The sequence below is a fragment of the Draconibacterium orientale genome (assembly GCF_900111425.1).
GTDB classification, from domain to species: Bacteria; Bacteroidota; Bacteroidia; order Bacteroidales; family Prolixibacteraceae; genus Draconibacterium; species Draconibacterium orientale.
Map to the genome: position 1 here is coordinate 94,414 of NZ_FOHT01000014.1, position 24,162 is coordinate 118,575.

Genomic DNA, 24,162 nt, shown 5'->3' on the forward strand with positions numbered 1-24,162 from the left:
TAGATGAACAAATATAGAATACAGTACAGTTTTTTAGCGTTACTACTCCTTTTTGTCTTTGGCGGAAATCTAAACGCAGCTGTAAAATTACCCCGTTTGGTAAGTAATGGAATGGTGCTTCAGCGTAACGAGCCGGTTACGGTTTGGGGCTGGGCTGATGCCGGAGAAATGATTCAAATTGAGTTTTTAGGAGAAATATATAAAACCAAGGCAGACAGGAACGGCAACTGGCAGCTTGAGCTTGAGGCAATGGCTGCCGGTGGTCCGTATTCCATGACCATAAATGAGATAGAACTGACCGATATTTTGGTTGGCGATGTTTGGCTGGCTTCAGGGCAATCGAACATGGAGCTGCAATTGCGCCGCGTAATGGATTTGTATGCCGACGAGATTTTGAAAATAAATACCGACCAGATTCGTCTTTTCCGTTCGTCAACACGCGAAAATGCGGAGAGCAAAAAAGCCGATTATCCCGATGGAAAATGGCTGTCATCAACACCTGAAAATATTATGGAATTTTCGGCTGTAGCCTGGCTTTTTGCTGATAAAATTCATGAATCTCAGGATGTTCCGGTAGGCATAATCAGTACCGCAATTGGCGGTTCGCCGGCCGAAGCCTGGTTAAGTAAAAATAAAGTAAGGCCATTTCTCGATGAATGGTTAGCGCAAGGCGAGAAGATGGACTCGATGCGTGCAGCCTACGTTGAAGAGCATGGCGAGATAAAACCATTCAACTGGTTTGCCGAAGTAAACAAAAACGATCCGGGTGCAGGAAAATGGTCGAAAAAAGGTGTTGATGTTTCCAACTGGCCTCAGATTTCTTTGCCGGGGTACTGGACAGATAAAGGTGTTAACTTCTGGAACGGTTCCATCTGGTTTTACAAGGAATTTGAATTGGATGAATCGTTGGCAGGCGAAGAAGCCATTTTACGCCTGGGCCGCATTATCGACAGCGACTCGGCCTTTGTAAACGGAACCTTTGTGGGCAACATTACTTATCAGTATCCTCCACGAATTTATACCATTCCCGAGGGCGTTTTAAAAGCCGGAACAAACAAAGTAATGGTGCGTGTATTTAGCCAGGGCGGACGCGGTGGTTTTGTGGAAGAAAAACCTTACGAAGTGCGTGTTGGAAACGAAGTCATCGATATTACCGGCGACTGGCAATACCATATAGGAGCCGAGTTAAATCCTCCGAAAACAAATTTTGGCGGACTGGGATTTCGTCCGGGAGGGTTGTATAATTCATTGATTAATCCGATGAAACAATACACTGTTAAAGGCGTGATTTGGTACCAGGGAGAAACAAATGCCGGACGTGGCTTTCAGTATCGTCAGTTGTTTAAAGACCTGATTGTGGATTGGCGTGATCAGTTGGAAAAACCCGCTTTGCCATTCTTGTTTGTACAATTGGCCAACCTGGGAATTCCGAATAAACAACCCGTTAAAAGTGGCTGGGCCGAAACCCGCGATGCACAACGTCGTGCGCTGGAACTTCCAAATACCGGGATGGCAGTAGCTTTTGATATTGGCGAATGGAACGATATTCATCCGCTCAATAAAAAAGAAGTCGCTCGTCGTTTAGCTTTGGAAGCCGAAAGAGTGGCCTACGGAAATGATGAGCTGGTTAGTGCCGGTCCGCTTTACGAATCGATGAAAGTGGAAGACGGTAGTATTTTGCTCACTTTCTCGTCGGTAGGGTCGGGGCTCTACGCGAATAGCTTACTCGAAGGATTTCAGATAGCAGGAGAGGATGGCAAATTTGTTTGGGCAAATGCCGTGGTGATGAGTAAAAACACGGTTAAGGTTTGGAGCAGAAAGGTAAAAGAACCGGTGGCCGTGCGTTATGCCTGGGATGATAATCCGGCCGGGGCGAACCTGAAAAATAAAGAAAACCTGCCCGCATCGCCCTTTACAACCGAAGACTAAATTGAAAAAATCAAATAATACAAAAAATCAAATGAAAACTACTTCACAGAAAGTTTCTGTACTGGAAAAAATAGGATACAGCCTTGGCGACCTCGCTGCCAACCTCGTGTTTCAAACCCTGGTTACTTTCCTTGCTTTTTTCTATACCGATATTTATGGACTGCAAAACGAACACGCATCAGTAATTATGCTGGTGGTAGGACTGGTGGCAGCCTTTGCTTTTAACCCGATTATTGGCGCTTTGGCCGACCGAACACGCTCACGATGGGGAAAATTTCGCCCCTGGATTTTGTTTACCGCTATTCCGCTGGGCGTAATTGCCTTGCTGGCTTTTACAACACCCGATTTTTCGTACAAGGGAAAACTGATTTATGCCGCCGGAACTTACACGCTATTACTGCTGGCTTATGCGGCAAGTAACCTGCCTTATTCGGCACTGAGTGGCGTGCTAACCGCCGATATGTCGGAGCGAAACAGCCTGTCGTCGTACCGTTTTGCGGCAGTAATGTTTGCGCAGTTTTTTGTGCAGGTGTTTATGCTGCCCATCATTTTGCATGTGGGAAAAGGCGATAAAGCTGCCGGCATTGAATCGGTAATGACCTGGATGGCTATTATCGGTACCGTTCTGTTGCTGATCACTTTTCTTACCACCAAAGAACGTGTAATTCCTCGCCCGGAACAGGAATCGAGTTTAAAAGACGATTTAAGCGATTTATTCAAAAACCGTCCATGGATCATCATGTTAACGCTAACAATTCTGGTATTTGTTACACTGGCTATGAAAGGCGGATCGTACGTTTACTATTTTAATAATTACGTTGATGAAGCCACGCTGAAAAGTTTTATTCAGCCAATTTTAGATTCGCTTGCTGCTGTAGGCATGAACTTTTTTGAGTCGGATGTAGCATCAGCAGGCTTTGGATTATTCAATGCCGGAGGAATCATTTGTTCGATGATTGGTATCGCCGTTTCCAGTAAGCTGGCCAACAAATTCGGAAAACGCGATGTGTTCGGAACAACATTGTTTATCGCTACCCTGTTTATTATATCCTTCATTTTTTACAATCCCGAAGATGTTCGCCTGATGTTTTTAGCGCAGGCATTGCATATGTTTTTCTACGGTGTAACAACGCCAATTCTTTGGGCAATGATTGCCGATGTTGCCGATTTCTCGGAGTGGGTTAACAACCGCCGTGCAACAGCAATAATCTTTTCGGCAATGATGGTGGGCCTAAAGGCCGGATTGGCTATTGGTGGCGCAATTGTTACATGGATTTTGGGTTTGTACGGCTACGTATCGAAAGATGCTGTGGCAGCCGGCCAGGAACTGATTCAGCCCGAAAGTGTAGCTCAGGGAGCAAAAATGCTGGTTAGTATTTACCCGTCAATTCCGTTTTTAATTGGAGTTGCTTTGCTGTTCTTCTACGAAATCAATAAAAGTAAAGAAGTACTGATTCAGAAAGATTTAATTGAAAGAAGACAATAATAATGTACGCCGAAGTCTTCGGATGAAAAGAATATTTTAAACCATAAATACCATAAAAATGAGAAACAGGAATCGATTTGTTTTGATTATGCTACTTGCTGGCATTTTAATGTCGTGTAACAGCGGAACAACAACACGGTCGCAGAAAACACCAACATTAAAAGAAGCTTTTGCCGGTAAATTTCATATTGGAACAGCTTTAAACGAATGGCAAATTACCGGTAGAGATTCAGCCGGAGTTGAGGTAATAAAAAATCAGTTTCAGGCAATTGTTGCCGAAAACTGTATGAAAAGCGGACCAATTCATCCAAGCGAAGGCGAATACAACTTTGAATTGCCCGATCAGTTTGTAGAATTTGGTGTTGAAAACGATAAATTTATAACCGGCCATTGTTTAATCTGGCATTCGCAGGCACCACGCTGGTTTTTTACCGACAATGAAGGAAATGATGTTTCGCGTGAAGTGATGATCGAGCGCATGAAAGAACACATTTACACCGTTGTTGGCCGTTACAAAGGTAAAATTAAAGGCTGGGATGTTGTTAACGAGGCTATTATGGAAGATGGTAGCATGCGTAACAGCAAATTCCTTCAAATTGTTGGCGACGACTTTATTAAGCTGGCTTTCCAGTTTGCTCACGAAGCCGATCCTGATGCCGAATTGTACTATAACGACTACAACGAATGGTATCCCGGAAAACGCGATGCAATCGTTCAGATGGTGCGCGATTTAAAAGCCGATGGAATTCGTATCGACGGCATTGGTATGCAGGGGCACATCGGAATGGACAGCCCTTCGCTGGAGGACTATGAGGCAGCAATTGTAGCCTATGCCAACGAAGGAATGAAAGTGATGATTACCGAATTGGATATGTCGATTTTGCCAAACCGTAGCAGGGATGTTGGCGCAGATATTGCTACCAGCTTCGAATATCAGCAAAGCCTGAATCCTTATACCGACGGTGTTCCGGTAGAAAAAATGAACGAGTGGGACGAACGTATGCTCGATTTCTTCCGCCTGTTTTTGAAACATTCCGATGCAGTTACCCGCGTAACCTTGTGGGGGGTTTCTGATGCTACCTCTTGGAAAAATAATTTCCCAATTCGCGGACGTGTAGATTATCCTCTGTTGTTCGACAGAAACTACGAGCCAAAAAGCATTGTCGCAAAGTTAATTGAAGAAGCAAACAAAGCTGGTAAATAAAATATTAGTTAGTTAGTTAGTTAGTTAGTTAGTTAGTTAGTTAGTTAGTTTCTCCGGGAGATGCACATTTGTGCAGCTCCCGGAAAATTTGCTTAAATTAAGACGAAGAAAACGGAAGAACCAGTAAGAAAAATTTATTGAAAATGAAAAAAGCACGATACCTTGTTGACGACCTTTATACGGCCGATCCGGCAGCACATGTTTTTAACGGAAAAATTTACATTTATCCCTCGCACGATGTAGAATCGGGCATTCCGGAAAATGACAACGGCGATCATTTTGATATGCGTGACTACCACGTTTTTTCAATGGACGATATTGACGGAGAGGTAACCGACCACGGAAATGTGTTGGATGTAAAAGATATTCCCTGGGCCGGACGCCAGTTGTGGGACAGCGACTGTGCCTTTAAAAACGGAAAATACTACCTCTACTTCCCGTTGAAAGACCAAACCGATATTTTCCGTATTGGTGTAGCTATCAGCGATAAACCCGAAGGACCATTTGTGCCGCAGGAGGCGCCAATGAAAGGAAGTTACTCTATCGATCCTTGTGTTTTTGAGGACGAAGATGGCAGCCATTACATGTACTTTGGTGGTTTGTGGGGCGGCCAGCTGCAACGTTACCGCGATAACAAAGCCATTGAATGTGGCCACGAACCTGCCGACGATGAGCAGGCAATACCGGCTCGTGTGGCTAAACTAAGCGACGATATGCTGGAGTTTGGCGAAGAGCCAAAAGCTTTGGTTATCCTGGATGAAAAGGGTGAGCCAATAAAAGCCGGCGATCACGACCGACGTTTTTTCGAAGCTTCGTGGATGCACAAATACAACGGCAAATATTACTTCTCGTATTCAACCGGAAACACGCACAAACTGTGCTACGCTGTTGGCGACAATCCTTATGGCCCGTTTACTTACCAGGGCGTAATTTTAACACCGGTTGTGGGCTGGACAACACACCATTCAATTGTTGAATTTAAGGGCAAATGGTACCTTTTCCATCACGATTGTGTACCTTCAAATGGCAAAACCTGGCTGCGCAGTATGAAAGTTGTGGAGCTGGAGTACGATGCCGATGGAAAAATTATTACAATTGAAGGCACAGCAGAATAAATTTTATAAGAATACAAATGTTTAGTTTAAAAGATAAGGTTGCCATAGTAACCGGAGGTGGTGGCGTTTTGGGAGGAAGTATCGCCCGCAGTTTAATTGAGGCTGGTGTTAAAGTGGCCGTTCTCGATATTCGCGAAGAGAATGTAAATAACCGGGTTGAAGAACTGAAACAAATTGGTGGCGAGGCCATTGGTTTTGTATCGAGTGTTTTGGAAATGAATGAACTGAAACAAACCCGCGATACAATTCTTGAAAAATGGGGGCAGATTGACATTCTGATCAATGCGGCCGGAGGAAATCTTCCAGGCGCTACACTAACCGAGGAACAAACTGTTTTTGATATGAAAATCGAGGACTTTGAGCGAGTAAACGATTTGAATATGAATGGAACAGTTTATCCAAGTCTGGTGTTTGGCGAAGCCATGGCAAAACGCGGCGAAGGAAGTATTATTACCATTTCGTCGATGGCTACTTACTCGGCCATAACCAGGGTTTTGGGTTATTCAACCGCCAAAACGGCGATTAACATTTTTACCCAGTGGATGGCTATGGAAATGGCCACTAAATTCAGCGAAAAGATTCGTGTGAATGCTATTGCTCCGGGCTTCTTTATTGGCGATCAGAACCGGAATGTGCTGATCAACCCCGACGGATCGTACACCGAGCGCAGTAAAAAAGTACTGGCCCGTACACCAATGGGGCGCTTCGGCGACATAAAAGAACTGAATGGCGCAGTGCAGTTTTTATGCTCCGATGCAGCATCGTTCATAACAGGTGTAATTCTCCCTGTTGATGGTGGTTTTAGCTCGTTTAGCGGTGTGTAAAAATTGAACCCGATCCAATTTAATTTGTTTAAGTAATCAATAAAACGAAAGTGGTGTACCTGTTTTAGGTATAGCCACTTTCGTTATTTTTGAGGTGTTGAACGTTACGCGCAGATTTCGTCGATGCAATTAAACATTAAGCTAACTATCGGCGTAAATCAGTGTAATTTGCGAGAACTATTTTTTCAGTCTCGGTGGTAATACAAAAAGTAAATAGAAGAATAATGGCTTTAGAAAAAACGTGGCGTTGGTTTGGTGAGAAAGATTTGGTGACACTTGATGATTTGCAGCAAATGGGTGTGGAAGGAGTGGTTACCGCCCTGCATCATATTCCAAATGGAGAAGTTTGGCCGGTTGAAGAAATTTTAAAGGTAAAAACAGCCATTGAAAAACGAGGCATGCGTTGGAGTGTTGTGGAGAGCCTTCCGGTTTCGGAGGGCATAAAAATCTGCTCGAACGACCGCGAACGTCTGATTGCCAACTACCAGCAATCGGTGCGCAACCTTGGGCAGTGTGGTATCGATACCATTTGCTACAATTTTATGCCGGTTTTGGATTGGGCACGTACCGATTTGCATTTCAAACTAAAAAATGGCGGCGAATCAATGTACTTTGATTTTCCCACTTTTGTAGCCTTCGATGTTTTTATTCTGAAACGCCCGGGTGCCGAAACGGATTATCCTGCCGAAATTGTTGAAAAGGCCAAAGCGGTTTTCGAAAAAATGACGGAACAGCAAGCCGATGAGCTGGCCTACAATATTATCGTGGTTACACAGGGATTTATCGATGGTGTGATTGATGGTTCGGTGGCCGATCCAAAAAGCCTTTTCCTGGAGTTTATCGACCGTTACAAAAACATTGGGAAAGAACAGCTGCGTAATTATTTAAAAGCTTTTCTCGACGATGTAATTCCGGTGGCCGAAGAAGCCGGTGTGAAACTGGCCATTCACCCCGACGATCCACCGTTTCCGGTATTGGGATTGCCGCGAATTATTGGCCAACTGGATGACTACGAATGGCTTTTTAAAGCCAATGCTTCGCCCAACAATGGGGTAACTTTTTGCGCCGGATCGCTCTCGGCACGAAAAGAAAACGACTTGCTGGAAGTGATTGAGAAAACCCGCGAACGCATTCATTTTGTGCACTTGCGAAATACCCTGCTGCTTGATGATGGCAGTTTTTACGAATCGGGGCATTTAAGCGGTTCGCAGAATATGATGAAAATAATGTATGCCCTGCTAAAAGAACAGAAACGCCGGATACAAGCAGGCAGAAGCGATGTGAAAATGCCGGTACGCCCCGACCACGGCATACGTATTATGGACGATTATAAATACGATTACAATCCCGGATACCCGCTAATTGGCCGTTTAAAAGGGCTTGCCGAGCTTGACGGCCTAATGCACGGAATTGAATTTATGCTGGTGGATGAAGGGGAACCCAATTATATTTCTGCCCAAACAATAAGCAGGTAATCGGAATAAAAAAGCACCCAACCCGCAGGATGGATGCTTTTGTGAACCTTTAAAACAAAATTTGTAAATATTATTAATTATTCGTCGTTGGGAGCAGGAGTTTCATTTTCCTCGCCACTGTCTCTTCGGCCTTCGCGAATAGCAATCGTATTCTCGAAAGTTTTAATTTTCTGGTTTAGCTCTTTTATGAAATTCTCAATTTCGGGAGTTTGCATATTCAAACTCACCAAAGCATTTACCCGCTCAACCAATAGTTCGTACAACGGATCAATTTCAAGACGAACAGCCTTGGCATTGCCGCTGTTTTTGTTGGCCAATACGGTGTCGCGCTCGTTTTGTTTAGCTTTAAAAGCAATGTTTGCTTGTTTTAAGTGGTTAACCCAGGTATCGAGTTGGCAGGCGGTAACAATGTCGGTATTTTCCGGCTTTGTTAAATCGCCAATTAAATTGGTAAGACCTGCTGTTTCTTCGTTGTAGGTTACCCTGCGAACATCGCCATATAAATCGAACAAGCGTCGCAGGAGTTTGGCGGCCTCAACTTCTTGGTAAATGCCGCACAACATGGTAGCATTAATGCGCATATCTATAGCGCGCCAAATATTATCTCTGGCCTGATCTATACTTTGTAGTTGTTCGGTTAGTACGCTGCCCTGATCTACGCGCAACTCATCGTCGAGCTTCGTTAGCCGGGCATCGAATTCGGCAAATTCGGCCTCCGAATGTATGGCTGCCGGTGTAAGCGCTACGAGCAAACCTTTAAAGTCGCTCATAAACTGGAAGTATTCTCCGTTACGGAGTTTATACAAGAAAAGATTTAGAATTTTTTTCATGATAGTTTTTTTAAGGATTACAAAAGTTGTTTTTGAAAGGTTATTTAATTTTTTTGTTTTTGTGATAAGCGTTTGGCTGATCGAGCGTTTTATTTTTTGTTTAATAAAATTAGAGCAAATGTTTACCAAAGTCAATGCCGGTAATTATGTTATTCAGCATTCTTACCGATGCCGCATTTTAATCGCATCTGATTGATCCCGGAATTTACCACTTAATACTATTCCGGTGTGCAAGCAAAAAAAATGGCTGGCTTGCTGCAGCTGTGTTACACCGATCTCAGAAAAATTTTTAGCCTGTTACAAAACTGCGAGGGGGGTCTCAGAAAAATTTCTTGCCTGTTACAAAACTGCGAGGGGAGTGCCACAAAAATTATTTGCAGTTACATGGCTGCGGCAGGGGTCTAAAAAAAATTGGAGGCATGTTACACGGCTGCAGGAAGGGTCTCAGCAAAATTTTTTGCCTGCCGCAGCGCTGCAACAAGCCAGCCAACAAGTTTGCTGGCCAATTACACGGCTGCAGGAAGCCTGTAATCAGTGAGTTACAAGGGTGTGGAGGTTGTTTGGTTTTCGGAAAGCCGCCGGCAGCAAGGCACAGGGGCTGCCACCACCACATTCTATTAACAATAAAATATTTCCTCATTTTTTGCTACATTAGGGCTTCGTAAAAAACAGAACGATTACCCAATGGCTCTAAGCCAGAACGACGTGAAAGACCGGGCACTAAAACTGTCTCTTCAGTAGTTGTGTCGAATTCCTTTTTGAATTATATAACGAATACACTGCGCTGCTGCTAAAGAAAGGGAAGAAAAAGAGAAAATAAGAACTAAATGATTGACATATGGGAAACATTGCCACCGACACAGCTACACAAATAGCTCTTTTACAGGAGCGCGGAATGACCCTGGATTTGCCTGAAGCAAAGATAACTGAGCACTTGCTGGATATTGGGTATTACCGTTTAGGATTCTACTGGTATCCGTTTCAAAAAAACTCAGACCATGAATTTGTTGAAGGAACAAAGTTTTCAGACGTCATAAAACTTTATTATTTGGACACCGATTTACGGATTTTACTGATTAAATATACCAATAGGATTGAAATAAATTTTCGAACAAAAGTGATATACTATGTTTCGAATTATTATAAAGAATCGCCAACCTGGTTTGCCGATCCGGCAATAGTTAATAAAGAGGTTATAGACTTTGTAGACCGGAATTATAACCAACAGTTTATAAAAAATAACAAGCCAATTAAAGAGCATCATTTGAATCATATTAATGATAAATATGCGCCTGCATGGAAAACTTTGGAATTTCTTACGTTTGGTATCGTATTTAATATTTACCGTAACATACGAAACCAGGAACTTAAAGAACAAATTGCAAATGAATTTGGAGTGGTGAGCTTGGATAAATTTTATAATTTGTTTAAGGTCATAATCGATATTCGAAATAGCTGTGCGCATGGTGATGTTTTGTATGATTACCGGAGACCACGAGGTATGGCTGTTATTCCTTCTATTCCTTTTAATAATAGAGACAGAAGTTCACTTGATTCTTGTATTCGCGTAATCTCCTATTTTCTAGGAAATATTTCGAAGAACAGGCAGCTAGACCTTAAGAACTCGATCAAACAACTGTTTGGAGACTATGCTGATAATCCTGCACTTCAATCAATTATTAGCGAGAAGATCAATTACAATTATGAAGACAATATTTGATTTTGATGGTAAAATTTTTAACTTTGTACCGCAGTGCACTGCTATTCGATTATCGCTTTAGTTTCTGCACTTAAAAATATTCTAATAAACCCGGGTTCGCCCCGGGTTTTTTCGTTTGTATATGCTTATCTTGCAAAGATAGCGTAACGCTATTAAGCGATTCTGTCGCATTTCATTCTGATATTCAAAACACCATGCCCAACAAATTCAGAAATAAATACCGCATTTCGTCGGCCCGTTTGCATAATTGGGATTATGGGCGCAACGCGGCCTATTTTGTTACCATTTGCACGCAGGGTAGGGAACATTATTTTGGCGATGTTGTGGATGGGAAAATGCAATTATCGGCAATTGGGGAAATTGCCGAAACCGAATGGTTAAAAACATTTGATTTGCGCCCTGATATGAATTTAACCATGGGGGAATATATTATTATGCCCAATCATTTTCATGCCATAATTATAATTGGTAAAAACCAATATAATATTGATGGCGATGATGGCGGCAATAAAAACGATGTGGACGGCAGGGATGCCGGTGATCGCCACGCAGAGACGCAATACATTGCGTCTCTACCACCACCACCAACGCCACCGCCACCGACCAATCAATTTGGGCCGCAACGTAAAAATCTGGCATCAATAATACGTGGTTTCAAAATTGGGATAACAACCCGTGCCCGAAAAATAAACCCGGAATTTGCCTGGCAATCGCGGTATCACGAACTCATTATCCGAAACAATGAATCGTTTAAACGCATTTGCAATTATATACGATCAAATCCTGAAAAATGGAAGGAAGACAGATATCGAAAATTGTAGAAACCTCCAGTAGGGCATTTCTACAATTTTTAACCGATTCACTGCTGGTGCGCGATTCAATCGCGTTCTGAAATGCACAAAAAAAAAGGAACCCAAACGGCTTCCTTTTCTATTTTGTAAAACGATAATGGCTTATTGCAATTGTACCAAAACAACTGATTTTGATGGTAGCTCAACGGTTAATTTGCCGTTTTTGGGTTTGGCAACCTCAAAGTCTTTTAAGCTTACTGTTTCCTGCTTTCCAAAATCATTGTAGTTATTCATTTTGTCTGAAGTGATGATCTGTCCGTTTGCCGAAGCAAAATCATTTCCGGTTATTTCAATTTCAATTGTTTCGCTTTTGTTTGGATTGAGGTTACACATGGTAATTGAAACCACACCGTTTTTTGTTGAAGCCGAAGCGTGAACCGTAGGAACTGATTTTCCGTCGAGTTCATATTTGTCGGTTTTCAGGTTCGCAGGAATCAGTGTTGCATCCTGGTGAACGCTGTACATTTTAAATACGTAGTAAGTTGGTGTCAGCACCATTTCATCTTCTTTGGTAAGAATAACCGATTGCAAAACGTTAACCGTTTGTGCAATGTTACTCATCTTCACACGGTCGGCATGGTTGTTAAAAATATTCAGGTTGATACCGGCTACCAATGCATCGCGCAAGGTATTTTGCTGGTACAGGAATCCCGGGTTCGTACCTTCTTCCACATTAAACCAGTTACCCCACTCGTCAACGATTAAACCAACACGTTTGGCCGGATCGTACTTGTCCATAATGGTTGAATGACGGTTAACCAGCGTTTCCATATTCAGCGTGTTATTCAGCACCGAAATCCACTCTTTTTCGCCAAAATCGGTCGCATGTCCTTTATCTTCCCAGGCAGTTGTAAAGGTGTAGGCGTGTAACGAAACTCCCTGAACCAGGTGCGGGTGGCGCATGGTTTTTTGCATCAGTACTTCCATCCAGTTATAATCGGCAACGTTCGGACCACCGGCAATTTTATATTGGGCACCACCACAGTAGCTGGCAAAACGGTTGTATAGATCAGCATAATATTCCGGGGTCATGTTTCCTCCACATCCCCAGTTTTCGTTGCCAATTCCCCAGTATTTTACATCCCAGGGCTCTTCGCGGCCGTTCTTTTTACGCAAGTCGGTCATTGGGCTAACGTTTGATGAAGTAACGTACTCAACCCACTCCGAAGCTTCCCGAACAGTTCCCGATCCCACATTGATATTGATGTAAGGTTCGGCACCTATAATTTCACAAAAATCGAGGAATTCGTGTGTTCCAAAGCTGTTGTCTTCGGTAACTCCGCCCCAGTGAATATTTACCATCGATGGGCGTTCGTCTTTTGGGCCAATTCCATCTTTCCAGTGGTAGGTATCTCCAAAACATCCTCCGGGCCAGCGCAGCACCGGAATATCCATTTCCTGAAGTGCAACAATTACATCGTCGCGGAAACCACGGGTGTTGGAGATGTCGGAATTCTCTCCAACGTAAATACCACCGTAAATACAGCGGCCAAGGTGCTCGGCAAAGTGTCCGTAAATTTCTTTGTTGATTTTTGTTTCTGCCTGATCAGTGTGCAGCGTCAGTGTGCTTTGTGCAAACGACACCGAAACCGCCAACAGCAGAAAAGCAGATAGCGTAAGTTTTAATTTTAACATGATTCAATTATTTTTAATAGGTTTTTACTGTGATTTTTACTCTGTTTCGGATGGGCAGAAGCCCTTAAAACGAAAGTGCTAAATTAGCCTTTTCCGGTAAAGATTTCCACGAACTCAAGATGCTTTTCAGAAGTAATGGACAAATTACGGAACGGATAATTTCTGCGGGTAAATGCAGCCGGCGCTTCCCTGTAAATTGTTATTTCGTTATATCAACAACAGGCCAGTCGTTTTCATTCCACTTTATTTCCCTAATAATCAGTTTTTGTCGGGCATTGTCGTGCGCATCGTAGCCATGGCACACCAGATAGTCTTTTCCATTAAAAGTATAAGCGGCATTGTGCCCGATGGCATGCCAGTTTTCATTGCCTTTCAAAACCAGCGAGCCTCCACCTGCAAGCATCGATTTTCCTTGTTTGTCGAAATAGGGGCCATTGATATTTTTAGCCCGGCCAACCATAATTTTATAAGTACTCTCGGCCCCGCGGCAACAATAATCAAACGATACAAACAGGTAATAATATCCATTCTTTTTGAAGATAAACGGGGCTTCAAGAGCGCCATCACCTGCGTCTGTTTCATCAATATCGAAGCTTCTTTCGCGTTTGGCAATGGTGTGCCATTCCTGTGGTTCGGCAATCGATTTCAGATCGTCGTTAAGTTTTACCAGTTTTAGTCCATCCCAGAACGAACCAAACGACATCCATGGTTGCCCGTCGTCATCAAAAGCAATGGCCGGATCGATGGCATTCCAGTCATCTCTTCCCGGTACCGATTGAACAACTATTCCGTGATCAATCCACTCATAATCCGCATCCTGGGGGTTGAGTGTGCTGTTGGTAGCGACACCGATACACGAGGTGTTTTTACCAAATGCCGAAACTGAATAGTATAAATAATAGCGGCCATTATTGTAGATAATATCGGGTGCCCACATGTGCCCGGCAAAGTCGTCGAGGGTTTCCGAAACCCATTGTGGGGTTTCCTGAAAAACGCGGCCTTCCTTTGTCCAGTTTTTCATATCCGGCGACGACCAAATCGTTATTCCCAATCCTGTGCAAAACAAATAGTAGTTATCGTTCTGTTGAGTTATAACCGGATCGTGAACGAATATTTGAGAAAATGTCTTTCCTGAAAAAAGGAGCAGAACTATTATGATGAGAATTGATTGCTTCATTTTATTTGATTATTGAATTCCTTCAGATGTCATAATTACCCGTTTCATTGTACCATCCGGGTTATAGTGGAGTTCGTCGATACAAACCGACCGGCGAAAACTTCCGCCGTTGGGCTGAATACCTCCGGTGTGATAAATAAAATACCACTGATCGTTAAATTCGATAATAGCCTGATGATTTGTATTTGAATTGCCGGCCAATTCGTTTAAAATGCCTTTGTATTCCCACGGGCCTGTAATCGACTTGCTCATGGCATAGGCTGTTTTCTCGGGAAATTGATAGGCGTATGACAGGTAATACCAGTCGCCACGTTTATGAATCCATGGAGCTTCGGTAAAATTCGGTAAATCCACCGTATGAATTTCTCCGTCAAGCTCCATCATATTGTCTTTAATTTTTGCCCAGTAGCAAGCCGTATTTCCCCAATAGAGGTAGGCCTGGCCATCGTCGTCGATATAAACAGTCGGGTCAATGTCGTCCCAGGTGATTGCTGTTTTGTCAGTGGTCATGTCGTTTGTTATCAGTGCTTTTCCCAAAGCATCTTTAAACGGGCCAACAGGACTGTCGGCTACAGCAACGCCAATTGCTTTCCCCGGAATACTTCCGTGTTCAACGGTTACATACCAGTAAAATTTTCCATTACGCTCGATTACCTGAGCTGCCCACGCATCGCCTTTTGCCCACTCAAAATCTGTGGTTTTCAGTGGGACCGGGTGTTCTTTCCAGTTTACCATGTCGGTAGAAGAATACACCAACCATTCGTTCATGCGGTAAAAATTGAAATCGTCAGGTGCTTCGTCGTGACCTGCATAAAGATAAACGGTATCGTTATGTACCAGTGCTGCCGGATCGGCCGTGAATTTATCTGTAATAATGGGATTATTTATTTTCACTTCCTTTATGGAAGTATGGCTCGCAACTTGTGTTTTTTCATCCTTTTTTCCCGAAGTGCAATTCCAAAGAACTGAACCTAAAAGGCAAGCTGTAAATAGGTATGCTAATAATTTCATTATTCAGACTTTTTTCCCCAATAGGTGGCATTAAGATTTTTTTCGGTTCCGGCATAAACCAATGTCACCTGGCGCGGTGAGGCTTCCCAGTCCACTTCGCGTTCAACGCAAACAATTACGTTGCCCAGCGTAAGTTGCTTTTTCGTTTCGTCGTAGCTCCAGTTTCCTGTCAGGGCTCCTTCCATTGTTCCGTTGGCATTTAGGGTTAATGCTGTGGCTGTATTTTGCTGGGCATAGCTGTAGCTCAGGTTTATGTGCTCCCAGGTTCCTACCAGCTCGTTTTCGGTAATTGCACCGTAATCATCAGGAACACCGGCATATCGTTCGGGCAAGGCAATGGGCCACAAGTTATCGGGTTCGCTGGCCGAAGCCGGGCACCAAACAATTCGGCGCACATGACCCATCATTATGGCATTGGAGTAGGCATTGCCACCAACGTTTGCAGGCAATCGTCCCTGCGACATGTAAAACCACTCATCGGTATTTTCCTTTTGGAAAACGCAGCAGTGGGCAATTCCCACCCATCCGTAGCTTAAATTGAATTTATACGGATGTGTAACGATGGGGTAGGTGTCTCCATCGCCGTTTGTAAAATTACGTCCGTTAATATCGAGGTACGGACCTTCGATATTTGTACTTCGAACCACTCGGGTGTTGTAAGGTACATCAAGCCCGTCGTAGGCCAAAAACAGGTAGTAGTAACCATCTTTGTATATTACTTCGGGTGCTTCACTACCTTGCCAGCGCGATCCGGCTGTACGTGTTCCAATTCTTACGCCATAACGGGCTGTAAGCTCTGCAGCATTATCGGCCCAGGGATTTCCCAGCGTATTGAGCGGCTTACCGCTTGTTGGATCGACTTGCAAAAGTGCAAAACCACTGTGCCACGAACCATGTATGAGGTAATGGTCGCCTTCGGGCGAAACAATGTACGTTGGGTCGATGGCATTGTAGTAAAAGTAGCCACTCCAGTCGTTGGTGTTGGCACGGCTGTAGTTGAGTCCCCGGTCGGATGATGATGTTGTAACAAAACCCTTGTCTTCCCACACTGCCCCGGCCGGATCGGTTGATTCGCACATACCAATAAAGGCGCGTTCTGTCCAGCTTCCGTCGAAAGCATCAGATGTGGGATTACCTGTTTTAATATAGTTCTGGATAACGATGCTGTAGTACATACGCAATTTTTCTTGTCCGCCAACATTTACGCGGCGCACTACCGGTGCCCAGTAACCGTAAACGATGTCATCGTTGGCAATAGGAGCGAGATTCATGCGCGAACGGATGGCGTTGAGCGAGTCGGCAACCCATGAAGGAGCTTCATAGAAAGGTCCGCCTACCCAGTCCCAGTTTACCAAATCGCTTGAACGTTTTCCCTGAAAATGTCCGTGCCCTTCGTGCGCATTACCATACGATGCATCGGTGGCATACATATAGTAATAGCCGTTGTAGTAGGCAACCGACGGGTCGTGCACGTTCGCCAGGTTCCACTCGTCGCGCTTATCCCACGATGCTATTGCAGAATAATCGTCGGGATATGTTGGAATAGTGAAATCGGGATGGGTATCCGGCTCCTCGTCCGGTTCATCGGGTTTGGTTGTAATGCCGGTTGGTTCCAGGCCGTCATCGCTACATCCTGCAAACGAGAGAGCAAACAGGCTAATAATGATAATCAGTATGTACTTTAGTCTCATATATAAAATGTTTTCAGTTGAAAAAATTTCCTCGTCAACATCCAAAAAATGCGTTGACAAGGAAGTCTGTTTTTGAGATCAGTTCTTAGTCGAGATCTACCACAGGACGAACCGTGTAACCTTTTTCAAAGAAGGCAGGTCCGTTATCTTCGTTTTTGTTTGCCGAGTTTCCTACAAGGTTAGGGTTGGCATTTAGCGTGTTCTGATAAATCGGGAAATACTCATGTCCCTTGTAGAAGTACTGAAACGATGAAGCGCTTGCAGTTTCAGCAGTAAGCTCATCGGTATTGGCTGTGCCGTCGAGCACATAATACGCATGTTCGGTTATCTGGTTTAACCGATCAGCATCGTAAAAGAATCCCCAGCGCAGCAGGTCGATACCACGTCCGTTTTCGCAACCAAACTCTTTCGGACGTTCAACATTTGCAATTTGTTCGAAAAGTGCATCAGCCGACGGGAAATCAGAAAGCTTAAGATCTTCGAGCGCTACACGGCGACGTACTTCGTTTATGTAATCGATAGCCGTTTGTGTTGGGCCATTAATTTCGTTTTCGCACTCGGCTGCACGCAGCAGCACATCGCTGTAACGCATAAGCCGAATGTTTACCCCACAATGCAATCCATTGGTAATCGATTCATAAATATTGTTTCGCGCGTTGGTGAATTTGGCGATTGAAATACCTCCCTGTGCATTGTTCGATAACGGTGTTTTTGTAATCTCCTGCTGGTAAATCGTGTTACTGCGTGGATCGCCATCAGGGTAAGCTGCTGTTTTCAGTCCGGTGTAAGTACCATATTCAGGTTCGAAGGTTACCAGTGTCCAATACAGTCGAGGATCTAAACGACCATCGGTACTGTTCTCTTTTTTATACAGGTTGTACAACCATGGAGAACCTGCAAGGTCGCCCCAGCTACCCAATTCCTGCGAAGCATAGTTGCTTTCAACGGCATGTCCCTGAGTGGCTTCGGAGCTAATATTTACCGGAGTCCATTCTTCGTCAACGCCGCCTGTTCCGTAGTCTAAAAACTGAACTTCGAAAAGACTTTCCGAGTTGTTTTCTGTGTCTTCTCTGAAGTTGTCGCCAAAATCGGCAGTAAGCGCATACGTTCCGTATTTACCGGCAATAATGTCTTTCAGTACCGAATAAGCTTCTTCAAACTTATGACGGAACATTAAGGTGCGCGCCAAATATCCGGCTGCAGCACCGCATGTTGCACGACCTCCGGCCCATTCGCCACCTTCGTCGCGCGATGGCAACATTTGCATGGCTGAAGTGAGGTCGGCTTCAATTTGATCCAACACTTCGTCTTGCGTATTATTTGATGCATACATGGTGTTAATGTCGGCATACGATGCATAATCAGTAATCAACGGAACCGTTTGGTAATAGGTAGTCAGTTGATAGTAGGCCAAAGAGCGCAGGAACAAAGCTTGTCCGGCAATTTGGTTATACGCATCCTGCGATAGGTCAACATCGTCAACTTTCGATAATACAAAGTTGGTGCGGTTTACCACATGGTACAAATCGCGCCATGGCCATTCTGCCATAAAGAATGTTGCCGGGCCATTCAGGTTGTCGGCTTCTAAATACCACTGTTGGGAAGAGTTCCATACCTCGTCGCCACGTACGGCATCCATGGTGTAACCAACGCGGGCAAATGTTCCTTCAAGGCGTATGCGGTTGTAACACGCAATAATAGCTTCCTGAAGTTCAGATTCTGAATCACCAAAATCAAAAGTAGTTTGGTTATTCGGATTTGTAATCTCCAGTTCATCGTTACAGGAAGCAAAGCCTCCAACGAGTGCCAATACTATTAGAATTTTATATATGTTTTTCATCTTATTAAAATTGTTCGTTTTCTAAGGTATAAGACGAAACTCGCATGATTTTACTGATTCGCTTATGTGTGATCCGCCAGCTGGCAGACTCATGCTCGTTTCATTTTGATATCCTTTTATTGATTTGATTATTAGAATGACAAGTGTACTCCAAACATTACAGTTTGTGGTGTTGGATACGATGCGTAGTTGTAACCCGGAGTAAATGTACCACCGGCAAAATCTACGTTGTAACCTTCGTATTTCGTAATTGTTGCAATATTCTGTGCCGAAACGTACATACGCACATTCTGAATATAACCACCAAACCATTGGTCGGGGAAGTTGTAACCCAATTCGATATTTGCAATTTTCAGGTACGATGCATCTTGAATAAAACGCTGACTAAACATATCGTTGGTAATTGAACCTGTTGATTTGTAAGCCACGCGAGGAACATTGGTATTTGTATTCTCCGGTGTCCAGGCATTCAGCAGGTCGGTTGTTTTATTCAGCATGCCATACGAGCTGCTTAAAGTAACACCAACAAAGTCTACTGCTTTAAATCCTGCAGCACCATGTGTTGAAATACTCAAATCAAAACCATTCCACTCGGCACGTGCATTAAAACCGAAGTTTATATCAGGTAAACCGCTGCCCAGGTACGTTTGGTCTTCGTTGGTAATTTCGCCATCGTTGTTCAGGTCGGCGTATGCCACATCACCAGGTTGTGCACCGGGTTGGTTAATGTATCCGCCTTCTGAATTCACGCGGGTGTCAATTTCTTCCTGCGATTGGAAAATGCCCTCGTAAACGTAACCATAAAATGAACCCACTTCGCGGCCAACTTCTGTTCTGCTGTAGCCATCGGTACGTGGTTCGCCCGAAACGCCCAGTTTAGTAACCTTGTTGCTGAGGGTAGATAAGTTGGCAGAAAGATCGAACTTAACCGCGTGTTGACGATTGTGATAGGCCGCCAGAAACTCTAAACCTGAGTTTTCCATTGTGGCCGCATTCATTGTTACTGTTGCGTTTGTAGCGCCCGCATTGGCCGGTACAGCTACACTGTACAACAGGTCTTCTGATGTTGATTTATACCAGTCGAAAGTAAATTCCAGCTGGTTGTTGAACATGCCGAGGTCTAGACCAACGTCAACCGTTTTCTTTTTCTCCCAGCGGATTGCAGTGTTTACATAGTTTGAAATGGCAGAACCGGTTACCTTGTCGTTGTTGAAACTATAAGTATAGTCGCCTCTTGCCATAATATCCATATACTGGTATTCGCCAATGTTTTCGTTACCCAGTTCGCCATAACTACCGCGCACTTTTAACAGGTTAATGATTGATTCGTCAACCGGGAAGAAGTTTTCGCGTTCGATACGCCAACCTGCCGACACCGATGGGAACCAGTCCCAGCGGTCGTCAGAAGAAAGACGACTTGAACCATCGCGACGTACGGTTGCCGAAAGCAGGTATTTATCGTCGTAATTGTAGTTTACGCGACCGATGTACGATGCCAGTACGTGTTCCGTTTCCTGGGTGTATCCCGAAGTTTCCTGAGCGTTACCTACTTGCAGGAAGTAAGGCTCGGGCATGTTAACACCTGTACCTGTAAGTGTGTGGAAAAGCTCGCGCTGGAAAGTTTGACCGGCAAGCATATTAACATGATGACGACCAAATGTACCATCGTAAGTTAAGGTGTTTTCAATCAATGCATCGCTAAAACTACGGTAGCCTTGTGTAAGTTTTTCGTTGCTTTTTGATAAGTAGTTGGTTGTACTCTGAATAAAAGCCGGAACAAATGTAAAGTCTTTTGCAGTGGTTTTGCTGTACGACAAGTTAAGGTTGTAACTCAACTTGTGGTTTTCGTTTACCTCACCAACCATGTCAATAAGATCAACATTTGCTGAACCCGATGCTACAACACGGTCAACCACTGTGTTTCTTTCCAAAAGGTTATTGGTAAGTAACAGGTTGGTTACACGTAAGTCGCCGTGCACATCGTCGTAATACGTACCATAACCGTATGAGTCGTAACTATATTCTGATGCTGAAGAAATTTTGTCGTCGAGCACCCAGGTCGATTCATCGTAGGCTTTAATACTCGGTGGAGTAAGCAGTGCCGATGCCATTACCGGATATTGTGCCCCGTATAAACCCTGTACATACTCGTTGGCATTACTCAGCGCCATATTATCCTGGTCGCTGTGGCTGTAAACCAGGTTGGTTTTGATTTTTACAAATTTAACATCCATGGTGTTATTAACACGTGCAGTATAACGTTCGAAGTTAGGGCCTGCACCCTCCATGGTTCCTTCCTGTTTGTAGTAGTCGAGCGCAATGTTGTAGGTATTGTTTTCGCCACCGCCAGAGATGTTTACGTTGTGGTTTTGGCGAATACCTGTTTTAAATGCCTCTTCAAACCAGTCGGTGTTAACCTGTGCCGGATCAACATATTTACTGCTTGTTGTATTATAACCGGCAGGAACATCCATATCGCTGTTACCAAAGGCCATGTTAATATATTCGCTATATTGGTAGGCATCCATTACATTGTAAACGCCTTCTTCAACCTGGTCGATACCAACGTAACCTTTGTAATCAATTTTCATTGGCTGGTTCTTTTTTCCCTGCTTAGTGGTGATGATTACTACACCGTTTGCAGCACGCGAACCGTAAATTGCAGCTGCCGATGCATCTTTAAGAACCTGAAGTGTTTCGATATCGTTTGGCGAGAAATCGCGGATTGTTGTTCCCATTGGCACACCATCAACAACGTAAAGAGGTGCGGTGCTTCCAAACGAACCAATACCACGAATACGCACTGTTGGGTCGGCACCCGGTTGTCCGTCGGATGTAATTTGCACACCCGAAACTTTTCCCTGAAGCATTGTTGAGATGTTTGAGTTCGATACTTTTTTCATCTCTTCAGCGTCAACAACAGCTACCGAACCGGTAAGGTCAACTTTACGTTGTGTACCGTAACCTACTACCACCACCTGGTCAAGTCCAATCATATCAGGCAACAATGCAATATTGCCCAGTGTCGTTTTTCCGTCAATGGCTACTTCAATACTTTTGTATCCGATAAACGAAATTGAAAGAGTCGCGTCAGCAGGAACAGAAAGCGAGAAGTTACCATCAATATCAGTAATTGTTCCGTTTGTAGTTCCTTGTTGTTGTATAGTTGCTCCCGGAAGCGGTTCTCCGCTTTCGTCAACAATTGTACCTTTTACTGTTATGTTGTCTTGTTGAGCCATAGACACCTGGTCGGCATTGTGGTTGCCTTTTGCGTATGTTGCCGTTGTAAATGTCAGCAGTCCCAACAGGATTAAATATAGATATTTCATACGATTAAATTTTTTATTTATTATGGTATCGTATGGAACTCGCACCGTAATCATTTTCAGTAATGTGAAGATTATTTGTGCTCGTTTCATAGTTTAATTATGTTTTATCTTAATGATTATTCAACAATTACGATATAAGAACCTTCCAGTACAATTGCATAGTTCAAATCAGAGCTGTCAACTGTAATTCCTGCATATTCCTGGAAATGTGTTTCGCCGGTTGCATAAGTAACATCGTAACGAATATCGGCCGTATTGTCGCCATTATTGGTTACTGTTATCTCAATTCTCGACCCGCTGATGTTTGCTCCAAAAATGTCGAAGTTCCAGTCGTTGCTAAGCGTTGCAGTGGCATAGCCGTCGCCCCATCCAAAGTTGTCCATACGAACTACACCGTACTCTGTCATGTCGGCTTTACGCAGGATTGTACTCGGACTGTTCCAGTTGTTAATACCATTTGAGTAAGCATACATGGTTAGTGTTTTACTTTCGCCTGAAGCCACCGGGTAATCATCAGAGAATTGCGACCACCAACCGGTAGAGAAATCGTAAGCACCTACCTGGCCAATGCCTTTTACAAGCGTTACGGGGCAGGTTGTAGTTACTGTACTTGTTGCGCCAACATAAGCTATTTCAACACTTTGATCACCTTCGGCTGCCGGAACCATTCCAAACTGTAACGCGTCGTTTGACAGTACTCCGGTTGTTCCGTCGGAATAAGTGGCTGTTACTTGTAAACCACGGGTGTTGAAAATAATGTCACTGGTGTCGTTATAAAAATAATAAGTGCTTATAACCGGCAAATTGGTAATTTCTAAGCTTGCTACCGAGTTGGTAACCTCAAGCGTGTAGAACGTTGTAACCGGAGCTGTTAATTCGCCTTGCTTCGATTTGTTGTAGGCAAGAATAACTGTTTTTTCGCCCAAAGTTGTCATATCCGGAATTACCGAAAATGAAATGTCTGCTGTGTCAACTTCGGCTGACGATCCGTCGGCGTAGGTTACCGTGGCAACAGCATTACCCCAGAAATCTTCGTTTCCGATTTCAACAAATTCAGGAGCTCCTGAAACCGAAATTGAAACCGGATTAACGTCTTCAACAACTGTTATTTTCGATGGTAACAGGTAGGCATTTTTCATTTCGAAATAACTGGCATCTGAAATTAAGAACGCCACAATGTCTTCGGTTGCCGAAACCGGTTGCTGATAGGTTTGTACCAACTCGGTACCATTTGTTCCAACGGCAGTGGCGGTTACAAATACATTGCCCGAAACTGAGTGATCGATTTCCATTGTAACGTGAGCACCGTCCATAGTTGCCCGGAAATCGTTCCAAATGTCGTCATCTCCGTCGGTATCCGGATAGTTTTGCGTAATCATGGCTCCGTCGTAATCATCGTTTCCCCAGCCGTAAGCATCCGACCGCAGAACGAAATATTCCGAATAATTATCGGCATCGCGATCGGCTACATTGGCTACGCCCAGGTTCCAGTTATTCCAGTTATTACTGCTTCCTCCGTTGTGGTTAATAAATTCCAAAACCAATAACTGGTTGGTTGGGATAGTAAAATAATCAGAGAATGCGGTCCACCATGCGGAAGTGTAATCTTCTGCTCCCACGATGGCTGTTGCAATGTTGATGTAGGTGGTATCACCCGTATCAATACTGGCTTTTGCAGCGGCAATTGAGTCGATTTTGCTTTGCAGATCAGAAGGTGAATCAATAGAATAAATATCCATTTCTTCGCAACCAACTAAGCTAAATGCTGCCAAAACAGCTACGCCCAATGCGTACTTTAATAGTTTAGATAATTTCATAAAATTTAATTTGATTAAGTTCATTCTAATTTTTGTTATATCTGATTCGAATACTTTAAATAAGATCCAGAATTAATTTCCAGATAAGGGCGATCGCCCTGTTTCTAAAATCGCCTGACAGATTGTTTGTACTGTTTCAATGGATTTTGGTAGATGAAATAGCCTTGTTGCATAAGTCAAGTTTTTTCATGATTAATAAATTGGTTTACTTGTAATTTTGAATGGTAA

The 24,162-nt window shown here is 43.7% G+C and carries 16 protein-coding genes; 8 read left to right on the forward strand and 8 right to left on the reverse strand.

The features are described 5' to 3' along the window. Positions 1-3 precede the first annotated feature (3 nt). The 6 genes from BMW53_RS09485 (at position 4) to uxuA (ending at position 8,033) form a co-directional block, all read left to right on the forward strand. On the forward strand, positions 4-1,929 hold the full coding sequence (locus BMW53_RS09485) for a sialate O-acetylesterase (RefSeq protein ID WP_074780563.1): 1,926 nt from the start codon (positions 4-6) through the stop codon (positions 1,927-1,929). A 31-nt stretch (positions 1,930-1,960) separates the two neighbouring features. After that, positions 1,961-3,415: an MFS transporter gene (locus BMW53_RS09490; RefSeq protein WP_038563630.1), complete on the forward strand. Its 1,455-nt coding sequence runs from the start codon at positions 1,961-1,963 to the stop codon at positions 3,413-3,415. A 58-nt stretch (positions 3,416-3,473) separates the two neighbouring features. Continuing rightward, positions 3,474-4,619 carry an endo-1,4-beta-xylanase gene (locus tag BMW53_RS09495; RefSeq protein ID WP_038555016.1) on the forward strand — a complete coding sequence of 382 codons (1,146 nt, stop codon included), beginning with the start codon at positions 3,474-3,476 and terminating at the stop codon, positions 4,617-4,619. Between the two features lie 143 nt (positions 4,620-4,762). Then, positions 4,763-5,734, forward strand: a complete 972-nt coding sequence (locus BMW53_RS09500; protein WP_038555014.1) for a glycoside hydrolase family 43 protein — start codon at positions 4,763-4,765, stop codon at positions 5,732-5,734. 17 nt (positions 5,735-5,751) lie between these two features. Next, a complete protein-coding gene (locus BMW53_RS09505) occupies positions 5,752-6,558 on the forward strand; it encodes an SDR family oxidoreductase (protein WP_038555010.1) in 807 nt (268 codons plus the stop codon). 224 nt (positions 6,559-6,782) lie between these two features. Next, the gene (gene uxuA / locus BMW53_RS09510; RefSeq protein WP_038563628.1) at positions 6,783-8,033 is read left to right on the forward strand and encodes a mannonate dehydratase; all 1,251 of its coding nucleotides are present in this window, start codon (positions 6,783-6,785) and stop codon (positions 8,031-8,033) included. Positions 8,034-8,110: 77 nt separating this feature from the next. Here the strand turns inward: uxuA and BMW53_RS09515 are convergent, their stop codons facing one another. Then, positions 8,111-8,863 (reverse strand): DUF6261 family protein, encoded by a 753-nt coding sequence (locus BMW53_RS09515; protein WP_038555006.1) that lies wholly within the window; start codon positions 8,861-8,863, stop codon positions 8,111-8,113. Positions 8,864-9,701: 838 nt separating this feature from the next. On the opposite strand from BMW53_RS09515, the gene BMW53_RS09525 reads away from it, so the two are divergent. Further along, entirely contained in the window at positions 9,702-10,583 is an 882-nt protein-coding gene (locus BMW53_RS09525) for an Abi family protein (protein ID WP_038555001.1), read from the forward strand. 194 nt (positions 10,584-10,777) lie between these two features. Further along, positions 10,778-11,404 (forward strand): transposase, encoded by a 627-nt coding sequence (locus BMW53_RS09530; protein WP_038554998.1) that lies wholly within the window; start codon positions 10,778-10,780, stop codon positions 11,402-11,404. 132 nt (positions 11,405-11,536) lie between these two features. On the opposite strand, the gene BMW53_RS09535 is transcribed toward BMW53_RS09530, so the two are convergent. From BMW53_RS09535 to BMW53_RS09565, 7 genes are all read right to left on the reverse strand, one after another. Further along, positions 11,537-13,069, reverse strand: coding sequence for an alpha-N-arabinofuranosidase (locus BMW53_RS09535; protein WP_074780567.1), 1,533 nt, complete (start codon positions 13,067-13,069; stop codon positions 11,537-11,539). 199 nt (positions 13,070-13,268) lie between these two features. After that, complete coding sequence (locus BMW53_RS09540) at positions 13,269-14,246, reverse strand: arabinan endo-1,5-alpha-L-arabinosidase (protein ID WP_038554994.1); 978 nt, start codon at positions 14,244-14,246, stop codon at positions 13,269-13,271. A 9-nt stretch (positions 14,247-14,255) separates the two neighbouring features. Continuing rightward, positions 14,256-15,257, reverse strand: a complete 1,002-nt coding sequence (locus BMW53_RS09545) for a glycoside hydrolase family 43 protein (RefSeq protein WP_038554991.1) — start codon at positions 15,255-15,257, stop codon at positions 14,256-14,258. After that, positions 15,257-16,948, reverse strand: coding sequence for an arabinan endo-1,5-alpha-L-arabinosidase (locus BMW53_RS09550; protein WP_038563622.1), 1,692 nt, complete (start codon positions 16,946-16,948; stop codon positions 15,257-15,259). Before BMW53_RS09550 ends, BMW53_RS09545 begins: the two co-directional genes overlap by 1 nt. 85 nt (positions 16,949-17,033) lie before the next feature. Next, the gene (locus tag BMW53_RS09555) at positions 17,034-18,788 is read right to left on the reverse strand and encodes a RagB/SusD family nutrient uptake outer membrane protein (RefSeq protein WP_038554989.1); all 1,755 of its coding nucleotides are present in this window, start codon (positions 18,786-18,788) and stop codon (positions 17,034-17,036) included. Positions 18,789-18,919: 131 nt separating this feature from the next. Beyond that, the gene (locus BMW53_RS09560; protein WP_038563618.1) at positions 18,920-22,117 is read right to left on the reverse strand and encodes a SusC/RagA family TonB-linked outer membrane protein; all 3,198 of its coding nucleotides are present in this window, start codon (positions 22,115-22,117) and stop codon (positions 18,920-18,922) included. Positions 22,118-22,233: 116 nt separating this feature from the next. Beyond that, positions 22,234-23,934, reverse strand: a complete 1,701-nt coding sequence (locus BMW53_RS09565) for a hypothetical protein (RefSeq protein ID WP_038563616.1) — start codon at positions 23,932-23,934, stop codon at positions 22,234-22,236. Between the last annotated feature and the right edge of the window lie 228 nt (positions 23,935-24,162).